General features: G+C 48.9%; 18 protein-coding genes. 16 read left to right on the top strand and 2 right to left on the bottom strand.

Annotated elements, in window-relative coordinates:
• Window position 1: 1 nt before the first annotated feature.
• From CHI14_RS18800 to spoVM, 6 genes are all read left to right on the top strand, one after another.
• Window positions 2–778 (top strand): Stp1/IreP family PP2C-type Ser/Thr phosphatase, encoded by a 777-nt coding sequence (locus CHI14_RS18800; protein ID WP_095290274.1) that lies wholly within the window; start codon window positions 2–4, stop codon window positions 776–778.
• A complete protein-coding gene (gene pknB / locus CHI14_RS18805) occupies window positions 775–2982 on the top strand; it encodes a Stk1 family PASTA domain-containing Ser/Thr kinase (RefSeq protein WP_095290276.1) in 2208 nt (735 codons plus the stop codon). The genes CHI14_RS18800 and pknB overlap by 4 nt, the downstream gene beginning before the upstream one ends.
• A 61-nt stretch (window positions 2983–3043) precedes the next feature.
• Window positions 3044–3961 carry a ribosome small subunit-dependent GTPase A gene (gene rsgA, locus CHI14_RS18810; protein ID WP_095290277.1) on the top strand — a complete coding sequence of 306 codons (918 nt, stop codon included), beginning with the start codon at window positions 3044–3046 and terminating at the stop codon, window positions 3959–3961.
• A gap of 2 nt (window positions 3962–3963) precedes the next feature.
• Window positions 3964–4623: a ribulose-phosphate 3-epimerase gene (gene rpe / locus CHI14_RS18815; protein ID WP_095290279.1), complete on the top strand. Its 660-nt coding sequence runs from the start codon at window positions 3964–3966 to the stop codon at window positions 4621–4623.
• 3 nt (window positions 4624–4626) lie between these two features.
• Window positions 4627–4878: a hypothetical protein gene (locus CHI14_RS18820; RefSeq protein ID WP_095290281.1), complete on the top strand. Its 252-nt coding sequence runs from the start codon at window positions 4627–4629 to the stop codon at window positions 4876–4878.
• Window positions 4879–5046: 168 nt separating this feature from the next.
• Window positions 5047–5127 (top strand): stage V sporulation protein SpoVM, encoded by an 81-nt coding sequence (gene spoVM, locus CHI14_RS18825; RefSeq protein ID WP_019424875.1) that lies wholly within the window; start codon window positions 5047–5049, stop codon window positions 5125–5127.
• A gap of 197 nt (window positions 5128–5324) precedes the next feature.
• Here spoVM and rpmB read toward each other — a convergent pair whose 3' ends face one another.
• Window positions 5325–5513, bottom strand: a complete 189-nt coding sequence (rpmB, locus tag CHI14_RS18830) for a 50S ribosomal protein L28 (protein ID WP_024631107.1) — start codon at window positions 5511–5513, stop codon at window positions 5325–5327.
• Window positions 5514–5752: 239 nt separating this feature from the next.
• A complete protein-coding gene (locus CHI14_RS30330; protein ID WP_141236705.1) occupies window positions 5753–5977 on the bottom strand; it encodes a hypothetical protein in 225 nt (74 codons plus the stop codon).
• On the opposite strand from CHI14_RS30330, the gene CHI14_RS30680 reads away from it, so the two are divergent.
• The 10 genes from CHI14_RS30680 (at window position 5972) to glsA (ending at window position 17616) form a co-directional block, all read left to right on the top strand.
• Complete coding sequence (locus tag CHI14_RS30680; protein WP_283163900.1) at window positions 5972–6100, top strand: hypothetical protein; 129 nt, start codon at window positions 5972–5974, stop codon at window positions 6098–6100. The genes CHI14_RS30330 and CHI14_RS30680 overlap by 6 nt on opposite strands.
• Window positions 6101–6150: 50 nt before the next feature.
• Window positions 6151–7959 carry a DAK2 domain-containing protein gene (locus CHI14_RS18835; RefSeq protein ID WP_095290283.1) on the top strand — a complete coding sequence of 603 codons (1809 nt, stop codon included), beginning with the start codon at window positions 6151–6153 and terminating at the stop codon, window positions 7957–7959.
• Window positions 7960–7988: 29 nt separating this feature from the next.
• Window positions 7989–8852 (top strand): DegV family protein, encoded by an 864-nt coding sequence (locus CHI14_RS18840; protein ID WP_095290285.1) that lies wholly within the window; start codon window positions 7989–7991, stop codon window positions 8850–8852.
• Window positions 8853–8862: 10 nt separating this feature from the next.
• Complete coding sequence (recG, locus tag CHI14_RS18845) at window positions 8863–10908, top strand: ATP-dependent DNA helicase RecG (protein WP_095290287.1); 2046 nt, start codon at window positions 8863–8865, stop codon at window positions 10906–10908.
• A 112-nt stretch (window positions 10909–11020) separates the two neighbouring features.
• Window positions 11021–11308 (top strand): stage VI sporulation protein F, encoded by a 288-nt coding sequence (locus CHI14_RS18850; RefSeq protein WP_095290289.1) that lies wholly within the window; start codon window positions 11021–11023, stop codon window positions 11306–11308.
• A 634-nt stretch (window positions 11309–11942) separates the two neighbouring features.
• Window positions 11943–13610, top strand: a complete 1668-nt coding sequence (locus CHI14_RS18855) for a sensor histidine kinase (protein WP_170948186.1) — start codon at window positions 11943–11945, stop codon at window positions 13608–13610.
• A gap of 7 nt (window positions 13611–13617) precedes the next feature.
• A complete protein-coding gene (locus tag CHI14_RS18860; RefSeq protein WP_095290291.1) occupies window positions 13618–14409 on the top strand; it encodes a LytR/AlgR family response regulator transcription factor in 792 nt (263 codons plus the stop codon).
• A 210-nt stretch (window positions 14410–14619) separates the two neighbouring features.
• Window positions 14620–15861 (top strand): L-lactate MFS transporter, encoded by a 1242-nt coding sequence (locus tag CHI14_RS18865; protein ID WP_095290545.1) that lies wholly within the window; start codon window positions 14620–14622, stop codon window positions 15859–15861.
• A gap of 216 nt (window positions 15862–16077) precedes the next feature.
• Complete coding sequence (locus tag CHI14_RS18870) at window positions 16078–16560, top strand: GNAT family N-acetyltransferase (protein ID WP_095290293.1); 483 nt, start codon at window positions 16078–16080, stop codon at window positions 16558–16560.
• A gap of 114 nt (window positions 16561–16674) precedes the next feature.
• Window positions 16675–17616, top strand: a complete 942-nt coding sequence (gene glsA, locus CHI14_RS18875; RefSeq protein WP_095290546.1) for a glutaminase A — start codon at window positions 16675–16677, stop codon at window positions 17614–17616.
• Window positions 17617–17633 lie beyond the last annotated feature (17 nt).

Here is a 17633-nt window from a genome sequence, read left to right on the forward strand (position 1 = left end):
TTTGATCAAAACAGTTCATGTGAGCCATATCGGACGCGTGCGTTCGGTTAATGAAGATTCAGCCTGGATCCGCAATCTGGAGACAGGGTATATACTGGGTATTGTCGCTGATGGCATGGGCGGGCATCTCGCTGGAGATACCGCCAGCCGTCTGGCAGTTGAGACATTGGTGCATGACCTGGGGACATTGGAACCGGGGCTGTCACATGCATCCTTGTCTGCTGCCCTCAGCGATGCTATTTTGCATGCCAACGAAGTGATATATCGGACTGCATCCGGAGACGACAAATACCACAACATGGGTACGACCGTGGTTGCTGCTTTGCTGAATGATGCGGAAGGTGTTATCGGTCATATCGGGGACAGCCGAGCTTACAAAATTGCAAACAAACAAGTGATCCAGTTAACGGAAGACCATACCTTGGTGAATGAATTGTTTAAAAATGGTCAGATCAGCAAGGAAGACGTATCACATCATCCGCGTCGCAACGTGCTGACCCGTGCCCTTGGAACGGATGCAGAAGTCAAAGTGGATCTGGATCCCATCAAGCTGGAAACAGGCGAAGTTCTGCTGTTGTGCAGTGATGGACTTAGCAATCTGGTCAGCAATGAACAGCTCGTTCAAGTGGCAGGGAATCAGGATCTGCCCCTGGAAGAGCGTGCGGATCGACTGCTTCAGCTGGCTCTGCTGGCTGGCGGAGATGATAATATCACGGTTGCGCTGTTTGAAGTGCAGCAGGAAGGTTCCGTGGTGACGGAAACGGGGTGTGAGTCATGATAGGGCACCAGCTAGGCGGACGCTATGAAGTCATCGAGCGTGTTGGCGGTGGCGGCATGGCACTTGTGTACAAGGCCCAGGATCTGCTTCTGAACCGGAATGTGGCGATCAAGGTGCTGAGACAGCAATTTGTACATGATGAGGAATTCATCCGACGTTTTCGTCGAGAAGCGCAGTCAGCTGCATCCTTATCTCACCCCAACGTCGTAAGCATCTATGATGTAGGTCAGGAAGATGACGTTCATTATATTGTCATGGAATATGTAGAAGGCAAAAACCTGAATGAGATTATTAAAGAGCGGGCTCCGCTGCAGGTGGATGAGGCTGTTCGAATTGCTTCCCAAATTGCAGACGCCCTGGATCATGCACATCATAATCAGATTATTCATCGGGATATCAAACCGCATAATATATTGATTGGCCGAAATGGACGTGTGAAGGTTACCGATTTCGGGATTGCCCGCGCGGTTACATCCACAACGATTACACAGACTGGTTCCGTAGTCGGTTCGGTGCATTACTTCTCACCAGAGCATGCCAAAGGTATTGTTACTGGCGAGAAGTCGGATTTATATTCTCTCGGTATCGTACTCTATCAAATGCTGACTGGGCAGCTTCCGTTCCTCGGCGAGAGTCCGATCAGTGTTGCTTTGAAGCATCTGCAGGAAGAATTTGATGAACCTCGCAAATTCAACCCGCTGATTCCGCAAAGTGTGGAAAATGTCATTTTGAAATCCATGCGAAAAAATCCGCAGGAGCGCTATCAGTCCGCCAAGGAAATGCAGAACGATTTGGAAACCTGTTTGATGCCAGAGCGTCGCAATGAAAACAAGATCGACTTCCCGGATGAGGATGATGTGGATCAGACCCGTGTCATGCCTGCTATCAAACCAGAACCACGCGGAATTACATCTACAGGCGCGGCTCCGGTTATGGAAGTGGACGAGGAGAGTCATAAAGGCAAGCCCAAAACGAAGAACTGGAAAAAACCCACACTATTGATCTCATTGACTGTCCTAATTCTAATTGCCATGGTGGGTGTTGTGTGGTACGTCAAAGGCATGCTTGTTGTGCCTGAAGTGAAAGTGCCTAATGTCGTGAACCAGACTGAAGAAAAGGCACGCCAGATGCTTCAGGATGAAGGTTTGGTTGTGAGTGATGATGTCATTCGGCAGTATAAGGAAGGTGTCGATCCCGGCATTGTATTTGAACAAAGCCGAAACGAAGGTGATGTGGTCAAGGAAGGTTCGGAAATTCAGCTTAGTGTTGGAGCTGAAAAGGAACTGACCAAAATGATCAGCGTTGAAGGTGATTCCTATGAGGATGCGGTCAAGGATCTGACGAATCTGGGAATCAGTGAGGATCGGATCAAGCGTAAAGATGAATATTCTAATGACGTTGCATCAGGCATGGTTATTTCCCAGACACCTGGGGCCGATCAAGAATTTGATCCGGAACAGACCGAAATTGTCTTAACGGTCAGCAAAGGCGCAGAGACCGTGAAGATGCCAGATTTGAAAAATCATACCCGCAACGAAGCAGAGCAGTTGATCAAGTCTGCCGGACTGGTTCTGGCTCAGGTTCAGGAAGAGTCGAGCTATACGGTTGAACGGGGCAAAGTGACCCAGCAATGGCCTGTTGAAGCCGGAGCCGATGTAAAACCTGGTGACAAAATTACCATTTTCGTCAGCACGGGTTATCCTCCTGAGGCACTGGAGTACTCCTTCAATATCAATGTTTCACCAAAAGAAGAGGGCAAAAACAGTAAGATTCGAATTACATTCGAAGATGCCCGCGGCAAGAATCAGGAATGGGGTACTCGCACCATTAAACAGTCGAATCAAGCTCTGACCATTCCGCTTGTTTTGGCTCCGAATGAGAATGGTGCTGTATCTGTATATCGGGATGGTCAATTCCTGGATACGTACGTGGTTACCTACGCTGAAGCCAAGAATGGTACCGTAATCGTGCCAACTATTGAGCCTGAGATCAGTAATCAGCCAGCACCACCAGCGAATGAGCCTGAAGAAGGCGGCGGTGGTGACGAAGGCAGCGTGGACAGCAACCAGGAAGGTGAACCTGAATCGAATCCTGCCGACGGTGAAGAAGATAATGAAAGTGAAGATACGTCTGCCATGAATAACGATAAGGGGCATGGAAAAGGAAAGAAAGATGACGTCGTAAACGCAACAAGCCGTCCGTGAGGGCGGCTTGTTGCTGACGTTAGGTTGATTGCAGCGCAAATCAAAGGAGGGCGACGGAGCTATGCCAGAAGGTATCATCGTAAAAGCGCTAAGCGGTTACTATTATGTCATGCCATTGTTAGAAAACGGGGTGCCTTCGGTTGAAGGCTCCGCCGTTCAATGCCGAGCGAGAGGCATATTCAAAAAGAGAGGCGTATCTCCGCTTGTCGGTGATCGCGTCAGCTACATGCTGACAGAGAATGGCGAAGGAACAGTAGATGAGATTCGGGAACGGGAGACTGAATTAATCCGTCCACCTGTTGCGAACGTCAGTCTGGCTGTTCTTCTGTTCTCCGTTAAAGAACCGGACATGAACCTCAATCTGCTGGACAAATTTCTCGTACATATTGAGCAGGCGGGACTGGATGCTCTAATTGTATTAACGAAGCAGGACCTCGTAGATCCGGAGAAGGACACCAGGGACACTGTAGCCGAGGTTAAGGCTCTCTATGAACAGATTGGGTACGAAGTCATCTCGACCAGCTCGCGAACCGGTGAGGGCAATGAACTGCTCAAAGAACGCCTTGCAGGCAAGATCAGTGTGTTCTCGGGTCAGTCCGGTGTAGGTAAGTCATCCATGCTTAATGCCCTGATGCCAGGGCTGACTCTCGAAACGAGTGAAATCAGTATGCGTCTTGGCCGCGGCAGACATACGACTAGGCACGTTGAACTGATCCCGCTGGATAATGGCGGATTTGTAGCAGATACACCCGGATTCAGCCAACTGGACTTTCTCGAGATTGGTGTGGAGGAATTATCCACCTGTTTCCGTGAATTTGCCCAGTATGCGGATCAGTGCAAATTCAGGGGCTGTACCCATACTCATGAGCCCCAATGCCGAGTACTTGCAGCCAAGGAGGAAGGTCTAATCTCCGACAGCCGTTACAAGCATTATGAGCAGTTCCTTACAGAAATGAAAGACAAGAAGCGGAGGTACTAATTATGATTAAAATTGCTCCATCCATCTTATCTGCAGATTTTGCACGTCTTGGTGCTGAGGTAGCTGAGGCGCAAGCTGCTGGAGGCGACTGGATTCACGTTGATGTCATGGACGGTCATTTCGTTCCGAATATTACGCTGGGTCCTGCCATTGTAAAAGCTATTGCGCCACATACCAACCTGCCACTGGATGTACATCTAATGATTGAGAATCCGGAACGGTATGTTGAGGAATTCGCCAAAGCAGGAGCGGCTGTTATTACCGTTCATGCCGAGGCGTGTGTGCATTTACACCGTGTGATTCATTTGATTAAGGAACAGGGTGTCAAGGCGGGAGTTGCTTTGAACCCAGGGACACCTGCCAGTGCCATCCAGGAAGTGCTGGATGACGTGGACATGGTTCTGGTCATGACCGTGAATCCTGGGTTTGGCGGACAAGCGTTCATCTCGGGAACCATGAACAAAATCAGACAAATTCGCAGCTGGCTGAATGAAAAAGGACGCCATGACGTACACATCGAAGTGGACGGGGGAATTGCGGCCGATACAGCACCACTCGTTGTTGAAGCTGGCGCGGATGTACTCGTCGCAGGTAGTGCGGTATTCGGACGTGAGGACCGTGCAGCAGCTATCGCCGAAATCCGTAGCAGCTACGGAGGCTGATCTATGGGCCTTAAGGAGACGCTGTGGACAATGGCTGCGAGCCTTGTCACGGGACTGGTGCTTGCGTTATTTGCCGTCATTCAATCCCCATACAATGCGCTTACCTCACTGATTGGCGTGGGCGTTGTCATTATGTATTTTCGAAAGTTTGATCGTACACGATCGCGTGTTACCTTCGCCATATTCAGCATACTGTATTACTTGCTGAGCGTATTCATGATCGCTGTCTATCAATTTGTTCCTGCCCAAACGTAAATGAGCTGTTCTTCGGGCTCGTCATGTTGGAATAGGGACAGGTGGTTCCGCATAAATATGGTTACATGAGCAGGTTTCTCATGTAGCCTTTTTTGTCGTGTTTAAGGTGAAGAAGGCCCTGAAGCATAGGATACGGCGGATGCATGAGCATGATGGGGAGGGTGAAGTATGAAATTTTACACATTCAAACTGCCGAAGTTTTTGGGAGGGTTTGTAAAGGCGATCCTTAATACGTTTCAAAAGAACTGATAAGATCGAGAGCAGGCTCAAAAGGCGAATACCGCCGCTATGGCTTCAGGACGATTGGGGAATCCGACCTGAGAAGTGCCATGCGGCGGGCATTCACATGCTTACGCAGGTACTTATGTACTTTTTTGAATACCAAAAAAGCACCTGCAAGGAACAAGGTGCTTTTTGCTTATCCGATTTATAGTAGCTTTGCGTGATTATACGCGAGTCACTTTACCGGCTTTCAGTGCACGGGTGCTTACGTATACACGTTTTGGTTTACCGTTCACGAGAATGCGGACCTTCTGAACGTTTACGCCCCAAGAACGACGGTTACGGTTGTTAGCGTGGGATACGTGGTTACCGGTGCCCGGTTTCTTACCTGTCACATAACATTTGCGAGACATAGATTACACCTCCTATCCTAAAATAACCAGTTGCCTTCGGAGAGACGATAGTCATTCCTTAAAGGCTAAATTGTTCTTCCTGACCATAGTGGTCAGGCTCCAGTAGCTAATGGCGTTGTTCAAGCCGGCATGGCCGGATCATTTCCATTACTTAACCTGCATAAAACAATACTTGAATATAATATCATACCTAAAAAAGCTTCGTCAACCGATCCAAAAACTTTATTTATTTCTCCAGCCTAATATAGTACAATGTTGAATAGTCCATAATACAGCGGTGAACAGGCTGTTGCCGCGAGAAAGCCGGAGATTTGACCGTCCCAAGAGGTCGGGGGTCTGCAATTTGGCAACGCTGTGCGCTGTGACATTTCCATCACTGGCACCAGTCTCCATGCGGCATTCATGCCGGCTCTCGATACCGGTGCATATCCGTATGCCCCGAATTCGGGCTTCAGCGGTTGCAAGATATCGGTGGCCCGGCCGCCCAGACCGTAGATCCGGATGACATGTTGATTTGTATGCCTTTGCCGGACAAGGTGTGGACGAAGAATGACGCAGAAGCGTCAACGCATGAACAGACCAGTTAACATCTTGGTGCAAGATGTTCGTGTATCAAGCTAGGAAGGGGAATTCTCACTTGAGTATACGTTCTTTAAATGGAACAGATTTTACCGCAATGGTACTTGCCGGCGCGGAACAACTTGGACAGCATGCAGAGCACGTCAATTCCCTGAATGTTTTCCCTGTGCCGGATGGCGACACGGGAACGAACATGAATTTGACAATGAGTGCGGGAGTTGCAGAGATTAAACGTAAGAGTTCTGCCTCCATCGGAGAAGCTGCCGGTATTTTATCGAAAGGCCTGCTTATGGGTGCTCGGGGCAATTCAGGCGTTATTTTATCGCAGTTGTTCCGTGGGTTCAGTCGTTCAGCTGCTCCTTATGAGGAACTGAATACGCTCCAATTTGCAGCAGCCCTCCAAAATGGGGTAGACGCAGCGTACAAAGCTGTCGTGAAGCCTGTTGAAGGAACCATTCTTACCGTGGCTAAGGAAGCAGCGAAACATGCCAGCTACTATGCAAGACGGACGAATGATATTACCGAATTAATGAATGAAGTATTGTTAAAAGCAAAAGAGGCACTGGCAACGACTCCAGAATTGCTGCCTGTATTAAAACAGGTTGGCGTCGTGGATTCGGGTGGACAGGGGCTTGTATATATTTACGAAGGTTTTATGGAAGTTCTGCTGCAGACCGACGGTGTTAGCCGTTCATCCTTGCAAAAAGAAGTACAACCATCTGTGGCATCGTCGGCATTGAAACCGGCTGTACCGGCAGAAGAGGTGCCTGCAAGGCCTGCGCAGCAGGTGATTGCTCCAGAGATGCCGTTGTCTGCACAGGCTAGACTGGAAACGGAAGATATCGAATTCCTGTATGATATGGAATTCTTCATTAACCGCCAGCTCGGAGATAATGCAGGCGTGGCATTCGATGACGAGGCATTCCGGAAAGCGTTGTCAGTTAATGGGGATTCCATCATCATTATTGCTGACGACGAAGTCATCAAAGTGCATGTGCACTCCAAGACACCTGGAGATGTACTGAATCTGGCACTTCGTTACGGCGAAATTACTCAGATTCACATTTTGAACATGCGTGAACAGCACCGGGATCTGCTTACGGCGGGCATGGACATTGCGCCTTCTCCTGAATTGTTTGCAGAGATTCCGCCTGAAACGACGCGCAGTCATGAAGAGGCAGTACCACCTGCAGATGAGATGGCTCCGTATGGTTTTATCGCTGTATCTTCAGGCGAGGGTATAGCAGAAATCTTCCAAAGCCTCGGAGTGGACGTCGTTCTGTCCGGCGGACAGACGATGAATCCAAGTACCGAGGACTTTGTGAATGCAGTTCGCTCGATCGCTGCGGAACAGGTATTTATTTTGCCGAACAATTCCAATATTGTCCTTGCTGCCGAACAGGCACGAGAACTGCTTGAAGACGAACGCCGGATCACGGTGATCCCGAGCAAAACCATTCCGCAAGGAATGGCAGCTGCGTTTGCCTTCCAAGAGGATGAATCTGCCGATACCAACCGTGATCAGATGCTGGAAGCCATTGGCCGCGTGCAGTCGGGTCAGGTTACACATGCCGTAAGAGACACTCAGTACGATGAGCTGGATATCAAGGCAGGCCATTACATTGGTATCCATAATTCCAAAATCGTTGCGACAGATGAAAGCATGCTGCGTGCGTGTGAAGGGTTGCTGCAGCAGATGATGGAGAGTGGAGATGAAGTGGTTACCATCCTCGAAGGGGAGGAAGCTGACTCTGAGGTTACTGCTGCGCTTGCGGCATGGCTGGAGTCGCAATATCCTGATGCTGAGGTGGAGGTACATTCCGGAGGACAGCCAGTTTATTATTATTTGTTCTCTGTGGAGTCCTGATAGTACACTCACGCAAGGAGGAATCTCGCTTGAGCCATAAGATTGCGATAGTAACAGACAGTACCGCAGATATACCGGAAGAGCTTGTCCGTAAATACGGAATTCATGTGGTTCCACTGCGCGTTCTGTTTGGTGAAGAAAGTTATGCAGACGGCGTTGATCTGACTTCGGAACAGTTCTATGCCAAATTGGAGAAGGCTTCGGCGTTACCTACAACGTCACAGCCTTCGCCAACCGAATTCATGAACATCTATCAGACTCTGCTGGATGAAGACCCGGAACGTCCGATTGTCTCGATTCACCTGTCATCAGGCATGAGTGGAACCTATCAATCGGCACTGCTGGGCAAATCCCTGCTGGAGCGCGAGGGCGACATAACGGTGCTGGACTCCAAGTCGGCATCTTATGGATATGGTCTGATGGTTGTTCAGGCAGCTGAACTCGCGAGTCAAGGCAAGCCCGCAGCCGAGATTGCTGCAGCTGTGGAAGCCATGCAGAAGAGCCGCAAGCTGTTTTTCCTGGTGGATACGCTGGAGTACCTGCAAAAAGGCGGGCGGATCGGGAAGGCAGCGGCTATCCTGGGCACCTTACTGAATATCAAGCCCATCTTGTCCATTGATGAGGAAGGTGTCATTTACGCTGTTGAAAAAGTCAGAGGACACAAAAAAGCAATGGCACGCATCATTGAGCTGTTTCAGCAGGACCTTGCGGGTAAGCGTGTGAACGTGGCCGTAGGCCATACCGCAGATCCCGGATCAGCGATTGCTTGTGCAGAGCAGCTGCGTGGGCATTTTACACTGAATGAAGTGGTGTACACCAATATTGGAGCCGTTATTGGCAGCCATGTTGGGCCTGGCGTTATTGCCATCTTTATGTGGCCTGTTCCGGAATGAGGGATTAGACATGAAATTGGAAGAAATATCGGTTAAGCAAATTAACGGCGTGAGTGCTCTCAAAGAGGGAGAGCTTCACGCCTTTGGCATCTCTAGTGTTAAAGACCTGCTTGAATACTATCCGTTTCGTTATGAGGATTATCGTCTGCGCTCTCTTAGTGAAGTGAAAGATGGGGACAAGATTACGGTTCAGGGGAAGATCATGGGTATTCCGGTGTTGCAGCGCTATGGTAAAAAGTCCCGTCTCACCTGCAAGGTGATGACAGAAGAGTGGATGATTACGGCAACCTGGTTTAATCGTCATTTTCTAAAAGACCAGCTTACGCCGAACCGCGAAATTGTGCTGACGGGGAAGTGGGAACAAAAGCGCATGCAGATGACTGTCTCAGACTCGGAGTTTCCGGATAAGGGAGATGGACGTTCGGGTACGCTGCAGCCGGTCTACTCGGTAACGGGCAAGCTGACGCAATCCTGGATGCGCAAGACGATTAATCAGGGATTAATTCAATTTGGAGACATGATACCCGAGATCTTACCCCCATCTCTTATGAAGAAATACGGACTGATGCCTCGTAAACAGGCGATCGCGGGGATTCACCGTCCGCAGGATAATCGGGAAGGCCAACAGGCCAGACAGCGCATGGTCTATGAAGAATTGTTTTTATTCCAGCTGAAGATGCAGGCTTATCGTGCATTGAACCGAAATCGGATGGATGGGGTCGTGCATACAACGGATAATGCCACCATTCGCGAGTTTGTGCGTAGTCTGCCGTTTGAACTGACAGATGCTCAGAAGAAGGTGGAACTGGAAATCCTTCATGATATGCGTTCTCCTTATTCCATGAATCGCTTGCTTCAAGGCGATGTGGGGTCGGGTAAAACGGTGATTGCAGCCATAGCGCTGTATACCTCGGTTCGTTCCGGTTTCCAGGGCGCTCTAATGGTTCCTACCGAGATTCTGGCCGAGCAGCATATGCGATCATTGCAAAAACTGTTTGAGCCTTTTGGCGTAACGGTGGGCCTTCTAACCGGCAGCGTGAATGGACGGAAACGCAAGGATCTGATCGCTTCGCTGCAAATGGGGATGATTGATATCGTGGTGGGTACCCATGCATTGATTCAGGAAGATGTATTCTTCCGTGATCTTGGTCTTGTCGTGACGGACGAGCAGCATCGCTTCGGTGTGAACCAGCGCAGCATTTTGCGGCGAAAAGGATATAATCCTGATGTGTTAACCATGACGGCGACCCCGATTCCACGGACGCTTGCGATTACGGCATTTGGGGATATTGAAGTATCGACGATCTCGGAACGGCCGAAGGGACGAATTCCGATCTCCACCTATTGGGTTAAACATGACATGATGGAGCGTGTACTCGGATTCATCTCCCGTGAAGTGGATCAGGGCCGTCAAGCTTATCTTATATGCCCTTTAATTGAGGAATCCGAGAAGCTGGATGTTCAAAATGCGATTGATCTGCACGTGCAGATGCAGCAGAACTTTCCGAATTATCGTGTGGGCCTGCTGCATGGACGGATGACCGCCGGGGAGAAAGAAGAAATGATGCGTGCGTTCTACAGCAACGATATTCAGCTTCTCGTCTCTACCACAGTGGTAGAGGTCGGCGTCGATGTACCGAATGCTACGTTAATGGTTATTATGGATGCCGACCGTTTTGGTCTGTCCCAGCTGCACCAGCTTCGCGGCCGTGTTGGCCGGGGAGCCCATGCGTCCTATTGCGTGCTCATCGCCGATCCCAAAACAGAGGTTGGGCAGGAGCGCATGAAGGTCATGACCGAAACGGAGGATGGCTTTGAAGTATCCCGCCGCGATCTCGATCTGCGGGGACCGGGGGATTTCTTCGGGACCAAACAGAGTGGTTTACCGGAGTTCCGCCTGGCCGATATGGTTGCAGACTTTGCCGTGTTGGAGCAAGCGAGGGATGATGTGTCCAGTTTGATCGGCGATCCGAATTTCTGGACATCTGTGGACTATACGGCTTTGCGAGAGTATTTACAGCAGCAGCAGGTATTCCAGGGTGATCTGATCGATTGATTGTGGCCTGGATGTATTGCTTTCCTGCAATTCGTGCGAAAAAAGTCAAGTGAACAAGCCCTCCCGTCATATGAATAGAAAGTGAGTTCATTTTTGGGAGGTGCTGTACGTTTTGAGTTACCAACAATATGGAATCAGTCCGCAGCTGGTGGAGCGGATCAAATTAAAGATGAAGAATCCTGCTGTCAAAGATCGCATCAAAAAGCTGATTGACGGAATTACGAAGTCCGACCTTCAGGACCGGGCCAAGGTTAGAAGATTGGTCAAGTCATCTGCTGTCATCTTGAATGAAAATTTCTCCTCAGCTCAAGAGGAGCAGTTCGTTGCCTTCGTCATCGCCCAGAAGATTGATCCCAACAATACGTTTCATTTGATTAAGCTGTGGGGGATGTTTCGGTGAGGTCGCTGTAGGTTGAGGATAATAAAATGCATGCAGGACAGCACACGTTGCCGCTACGATTGCAGTACCATCTTCCGATCGCTGTTATTCCCGGATTTTTTTGAACGCCCTCAATGGGGAAATCCGGGAATAAAGGCGAGCGCTTCGCTTCTCCAGATTGGTTCTGCACTCTCCGCTACTGTGTTATTCAATATTCATTTTATGAAAACTCAATCTACACCGGGGGTGTGGGTTGGTTAAAAAGCGGGGCAGTTCATAAGTCAGGAAAATGACTTATGGACTGCCTTTTTTGTTGTTTTAGACATCAGAACAAGCGTCCGTGATGCATGATCAGGACGCGCTTCACGAAAAGCTAAAATAGTTGTAACGAACTGAGCGCACGCTATCCGGGTATATTTATCAGGTTAGGTGTCGTAACGAATCGTAGAGCTGTTATTTCGTTTACTTCTCATTTCCACCTAATGACTTTGCTTTCTCCTTGGCAGAGCGGTAAACTGGTGCATACGAGCAAAAAAGGGATGAACGCAAAATGAGCATTCATGGGATCATGCAGAAGGGAACAAAAACTGGAGATGCAATATTAAGGCATAAGGCATATTGCTGATTTTGGATGGATTTGGAGGAAGCGGGCTTCATGGAAATGTTTACGATGCTGCTGGGTTTATTTGAGCGGGCGGCGCTGCTAATTATCTTTTTATTCTTTTTATCGAGGGTACCTCGTTTTAGACAGATTTTGCAGAAGGGGAAACTAAGGCCGCAGGAATATGCAGCCGTGACGCTGTTATTCTGTGCTTTTGCGATCTTTGGCACCTATACCGGGATCAATGTGGAAGGTTCACTGGTGAATGTGCGGATTATTGCCGTTTTGTCGGGTGGTATTTTGTTTGGAGCACCTGTAGGGATTATTACAGGGATAGTCTCGGGCGTGCACCGATATTTGATTGATATGGATGGGATTACGGCCATTCCGTGTCTTATTACGAGTATCATTGCCGGTCTGGTGTCGGGTTACATTCATAAATACACACCCAAGTCAAAGCGGTGGATGGTTGGTATTGCGGCCGGGATGATCTGTGAAGCACTTACGATGCTGCTGATTCTGCTATATTCCTATCCGGACCCGCTCGGTGCGGACATTGTATCCAAGATTGCATTGCCCATGATTCTGGGTGAGGTCAATATTGGACTGATCGTACTGCTGGTACAGAGTGTGGAAGGGGAAAAGGAAATGATCGCAGCTCGCCAGGCCAAACTGGCCTTGGAAATTGCGAACAAAACGCTGCCCTACTTCCGCTCCATTGATGAGGATTCCTTGCGGACCATCTGTCGCATTATTCAGGAGGATATCCAGGCTGACGCTGTTGCCATTACGGATACTCGCAATGTACTGGCCTATGTCGGGTTCGGGGAAGAACGATATCACATTGGCAATGAGATTATTAGTGAGTTGACGAAGCAGACGATCTCCAGCGGAGAGATTACGATCAGTAATGATGTGACGGATGAGAAAACACCGGATATCCATTCCCTGCTGATTATTCCGCTCAAGGAGCGGAGCGAGGTCACGGGAGCACTGAAGATTTATTACCGTAAAGCCTATAAAATTACGTATCCGCTGCAAACAATGGCTGTGGGACTATCCCAGATTATTTCCACTCAGATGGAAGTTTCCCGGGTCGAAGAGATTAAGGCAGCCGCCAACAAAGCGGAACTGCGGGCATTGCAGACGACCATTCATCCTCATTTTCTCTTCAATGCGCTGAACGCGATTGCTTCTTCGATTCGAACGAAGCCTGACCGAGCACGGGAGCTGATTGTGAATTTGTCGGGATATATGCGCTACAATCTGGAGCTTTCGGATGAGCTGATCGATATCCATAAGGAGTTGGAGCAGGTCCGCAATTATGTGGAGATTGAGAAAGCCCGTTATGGCAGCAGGCTTAACGTGATCTATGAGATTGATGAGGTGGCGGTGCATATTCCAAGTCTGGTCATTCAGCCGCTGGTTGAAAATGCCATCATTCATGGTGTACTCAAGGTCAAAGGTCCTGGAACAGTGCGAATTCGGGTACAGGAGTACCCTGATTTTGTACGAATAGGAGTCAGTGACACCGGTGCTGGTATCAACCCCGATATCATTGAGAAGGTCTATCATGACCGGATGCCGGGGAATCAGATTGGTCTGTATAATGTTCATCGGCGGGTGAAGCTCATTTATGGACAAGGTGTAACCATAACGCGGCTGGAGCAAGGAACTGATATTATTTTTGATGTACCCAAAGGAGATGTCGTGACAAGGTGATTGGTCTATGAGAGCCCTTATCGTGGAAGATGAAATTCCTGCAAGTGAAGAATTGAATTATTTGATCCAAGAACATAGTCAGATTGAAGTGGTTGCCTGTCTGGAAGATGGACTGGATGTGTTGAAGTTTCTGCAGGAGCAGGAAGTCGACGTTATTTTTCTCGATATTAACATTCCATCCCTGGACGGCATGATGCTGGCCCATCATATTGGGAAGTTCGCCAGTAAGCCTTACATCGTCTTTACGACAGCGTACAAGGAGCATGCAGCAGAAGCATTCGAGCTGGAAGCCTTTGACTACATTCTGAAGCCTTATGATGAGAAACGAATTGCAGCCATGCTGCTGAAGCTGGAGAATACCTTCAAACGCGATCATGCGGGAGATGGATTGGTTGAACATGGGCAGGCTCAAGTGACGGATGACACTTCCGTACAAGGATCACCGCTTAAAGCATCTGTTGCCGGAAGTGGAATACGAATTAACCTGCTGCGAAACGATAACATTATCGTAACGGATACAGCCGATATTTATTATGCGGAAGCACAAGAGAAAGTAACGAAGGTGTATACCAAAAATGGTGAGTTTACGATGCCAGTGAGCATTACGGATTTTCATGGCCGACTGCCTCAGGAGTCCTTTTTCCGCTGTCACCGTTCTTACCTGGTCAATCTGTCTCAAATTCGTGAAATTGTACCCTGGTTTAACAATACTTATCTGCTCCGTCTACGCGATCTGGAAGCGGAAGTGCCGGTAAGCCGGGGCAAGGTCAAGGAATTCAGGCAGCTCATGCGCATATAGAGGCATTTCATTCCGTCTCTGATGCAACTCATGCTTAAATCGGTGTTATGAATCCCCTTTCATGTATGATTAGCTTGTGAACGCATTCAAAGCAGCTTTGTCCTTCACCAAATGATGGACAGTGTGCTCAGACATGACATCGGCAAAGGGGAGATCACGATGAAAGCAGCTATTTCATCAGCACCTAATTCAGCATCGACATCCATAAAAATGAATCGTTGGCTTATTGTACTGGGAACAATTATTGTACAAATGGGCCTTGGAACCATCTACACCTGGAGTTTATTTAATCAACCGCTGTCTGATCGTTTCGGATGGGACGTCAGCTCGGTCGCGATAACTTTTTCCATCACGAGTTTTGCACTCGCATTTGCTACGCTGTTTGCAGGCCGATTGCAGGAACGGTGGGGACTTCAGCGTCTGATCCGTGTTGCGGGGATTGTTCTTGGTCTGGGACTGGTGCTCAGTTCTCAAGTCACTTCATTAACACTGCTCTACATTTTGGCAGGATTCGTGGTTGGATTCGCAGACGGGACGGCTTACATTACGTCGTTATCCAACTTGATCAAATGGTTTCCGGAACGCAAAGGTCTCATCTCTGGTATTTCCGTTGGTGCTTTTGGTACAGGCAGTCTGTTGTTTAAATATGTGAACTCGGCATTGATTGGCGCTGTAGGACCTGCTCAGGCATTTATGTATTGGGGCATCATCGTCCTGGTCCTGATTGTGGCCGGATCTTTCCTGATTCGTGAAGCCATTGTTCGTGAACAGGCTCCCGTTAGCAAGACCGAAGGGGCGAAGCAGGAAGAAGTTATTCGCCATCAGTACACGGTAAAAGAGATGCTTCGCACCAAAGAAGCGTATATGCTGTTCGTTATTTTCTTCACGGCTTGTATGAGCGGGTTGTATCTGATCGGCATCGTCAAAGACATCGGCACACAGCTGGCAGGTCTTGACGTGGCTACCGCTGCGAATGCTGTAGCCATGGTTGCGATCTTCAATACGGCAGGGCGTATCATTCTGGGAGCCTTATCGGACAAAGTAGGACGGATGAAAGTCATTGCCGGGGCACTATTGGTCACGGCAGTCGCTGTCATGACACTAAGCCTCGTTCCGCTAACCTATGGCGTGTTCTTCACCTGCGTGGCTGCAGTTGCGTTCTGTTTCGGTGGTAACATTACCGTATTTCCGGCAATTGTCGCGGATTACTTTGGACTGAAAAATCAGAGCAAAAACTATGGCGTCATCTATCAGGGATTTGGAATTGGAGCCTTGGCTGGATCCTTTATCAGTGCCCTGCTGGGCGGATTCCATCTGACGTTTATCGTTATTGCCATACTCTGTGCTGTTTCTCTGCTGCTTGCCTTGATGATTACACCTCCGGGTCAAAATCGTCGTACACGTCAGCATGAAGGTCAAATGAGTCTCAAACCTTCATCCCGGGCAAGCTGAGTGAATTCGAATTTTGAATATCGTTATAATTTAATGTTATGTTAGATAAATGAATGGCGGTCTCTGCGGAGGCCGCTTTTTTCAATAGGAATAGGCAAAAACTACGGGGTGGTACTAGATGGCTTGGGGGTAGCGTGCATTGTATCCTGTGCTTCTGCTATACTCTAGGTGAATTAAAGGGCAACAACATCTGTTCGGAGCTGGAGGAGGATTTCGATGAACTTCGTTAAATATGCTGAACCTGATTTTGCAGACTATTATGCTCTGGTTTCCAATATGGAAGTCATGAAACAAATTACGGAACGTACTCTCCCGGAGGAAGAGGCGAAGACACAATTCCGGTCCATGCTTGATTATAATCTGGGATCCAGCTGCGGATATTACCGGGTATCAGATGCAGATGGAGCTGGGTTGGCATATGCCAAACTCATTCCGGATGAATCCGATTCGTCCCGAGCGGAGATGGGCTACATGGTTTTGCCTGAATACTGGGGCCAAGGTCATGGCACGTCCATTGCGGCACGTCTCATTTTAAAAGCACAGGCGGCAGGAATTGATGTGCTCTATGCAATCATTGACCCATCCAACGTGGCATCCCGCCGAATATTGATCAGACAAAACTTTGTATCCACATGGACAGGCGATATGGAAGGACTCCCCGGCGAGATTCTGGAATTAAATCTTCGGGTGCGTCGGTAATCGATCAAGCCGGAAGGTTAGTGATATATACACATTCTGCTTATAACTGGCAGTGGGGCTCATGCTTGCCGGGAATGATGCAGGATGCTGCACAGAGATATGGAGGAGATGGAGATGAGCAATACGGTAATGGAGCGTCTGAACGAATTGCTGCCGGAATGGCTGGAGACCAGTCGTCTGCATACAGGGCAGGGAAAGGTCGCTTCCTATATCCCGGAGCTGTTCAAGGCTTCACAGGATGAGCTGGGCATACATATTATGGACGCCGAAGGCAATCATGTATCTGCCGGAGATTGCGGTGTACCCTTTACGATGCAGAGCATCTCCAAAGTGTTCACACTAATTCTGGCCCTAATGGATCATGGGGAAGAAGCGGTTTTCTTTAATGTAGGAAAAGAACCCACGGGTGACGATTACAATTCGATGATCAAGCTTGAACTTGTTGAACCGGGTATCCCGTTTAATCCGCTGATCAATGCGGGAGCCATAACGGTCTCCTCCCTGGTCGCGGGAGACTGCAAGGAGGAGAAGTCACGGCGAATTCTGGAGTTTTTCCGCAAGCTCGCGAACAATGATCGGCTGGACTATAACGAAGAGGTCTTCCGGTCCGAATCGGAGACAGGTCACTTGAACCGTTCGCTGGCTTACTTTTTGAAGCATAATGGTGTAATCAAGGAAGATGTGGAAGATGTGCTCTGGGTCTATTTCCGTCACTGTTCGATCGAGGTGACTTGTGCGGATCTGGCCCGTATGGCTCTGGTGCTTGCCCATGACGGAACAGATCCGATTACCGGAAATGAGCTCATTCCACGCCGTTATGTGCAGATTGCCAAAACCTTCATGACGACCTGCGGTATGTATAATGCATCGGGCGAATTTGCCATTGAAGTCGGGCTGCCTGCCAAGAGTGGTGTATCCGGCGGAATTATCACCCTTGTTCCTGGTCAATTTGGCATTGGTCTGGTAGGACCGGCACTAAATCGAAAAGGGAACAGCATTGCGGGTGTGCATTTGCTGGAGCGCCTTTCCAAGGAATTTGACTGGAGTCTTTTCTAGTGTTTCCCCCTATACCC

This window comes from Paenibacillus sp. 7516 (assembly GCF_002272715.1).
Classification (GTDB): Bacteria; Bacillota; Bacilli; order Paenibacillales; family Paenibacillaceae; genus Paenibacillus; species Paenibacillus illinoisensis_A.

Coding starts and splice junctions, on each gene's coding strand:
- pknB (WP_095290276.1), top strand. CDS start 775: ATGATAGGGCACCAGCTAGGCGGACGCTATGAAGTCATCGAGCGTGTT.
- rsgA (WP_095290277.1), top strand. CDS start 3,044: ATGCCAGAAGGTATCATCGTAAAAGCGCTAAGCGGTTACTATTATGTC.
- rpe (WP_095290279.1), top strand. CDS start 3,964: ATGATTAAAATTGCTCCATCCATCTTATCTGCAGATTTTGCACGTCTT.
- CHI14_RS18820 (WP_095290281.1), top strand. CDS start 4,627: ATGGGCCTTAAGGAGACGCTGTGGACAATGGCTGCGAGCCTTGTCACG.
- spoVM (WP_019424875.1), top strand. CDS start 5,047: ATGAAATTTTACACATTCAAACTGCCGAAGTTTTTGGGAGGGTTTGTA.
- rpmB (WP_024631107.1), bottom strand. CDS start 5,513: ATGTCTCGCAAATGTTATGTGACAGGTAAGAAACCGGGCACCGGTAAC.
- recG (WP_095290287.1), top strand. CDS start 8,863: ATGAAATTGGAAGAAATATCGGTTAAGCAAATTAACGGCGTGAGTGCT.
- CHI14_RS18855 (WP_170948186.1), top strand. CDS start 11,943: ATGGAAATGTTTACGATGCTGCTGGGTTTATTTGAGCGGGCGGCGCTG.
- CHI14_RS18860 (WP_095290291.1), top strand. CDS start 13,618: ATGAGAGCCCTTATCGTGGAAGATGAAATTCCTGCAAGTGAAGAATTG.
- CHI14_RS18865 (WP_095290545.1), top strand. CDS start 14,620: ATGAATCGTTGGCTTATTGTACTGGGAACAATTATTGTACAAATGGGC.
- CHI14_RS18870 (WP_095290293.1), top strand. CDS start 16,078: ATGAACTTCGTTAAATATGCTGAACCTGATTTTGCAGACTATTATGCT.
- glsA (WP_095290546.1), top strand. CDS start 16,675: ATGAGCAATACGGTAATGGAGCGTCTGAACGAATTGCTGCCGGAATGG.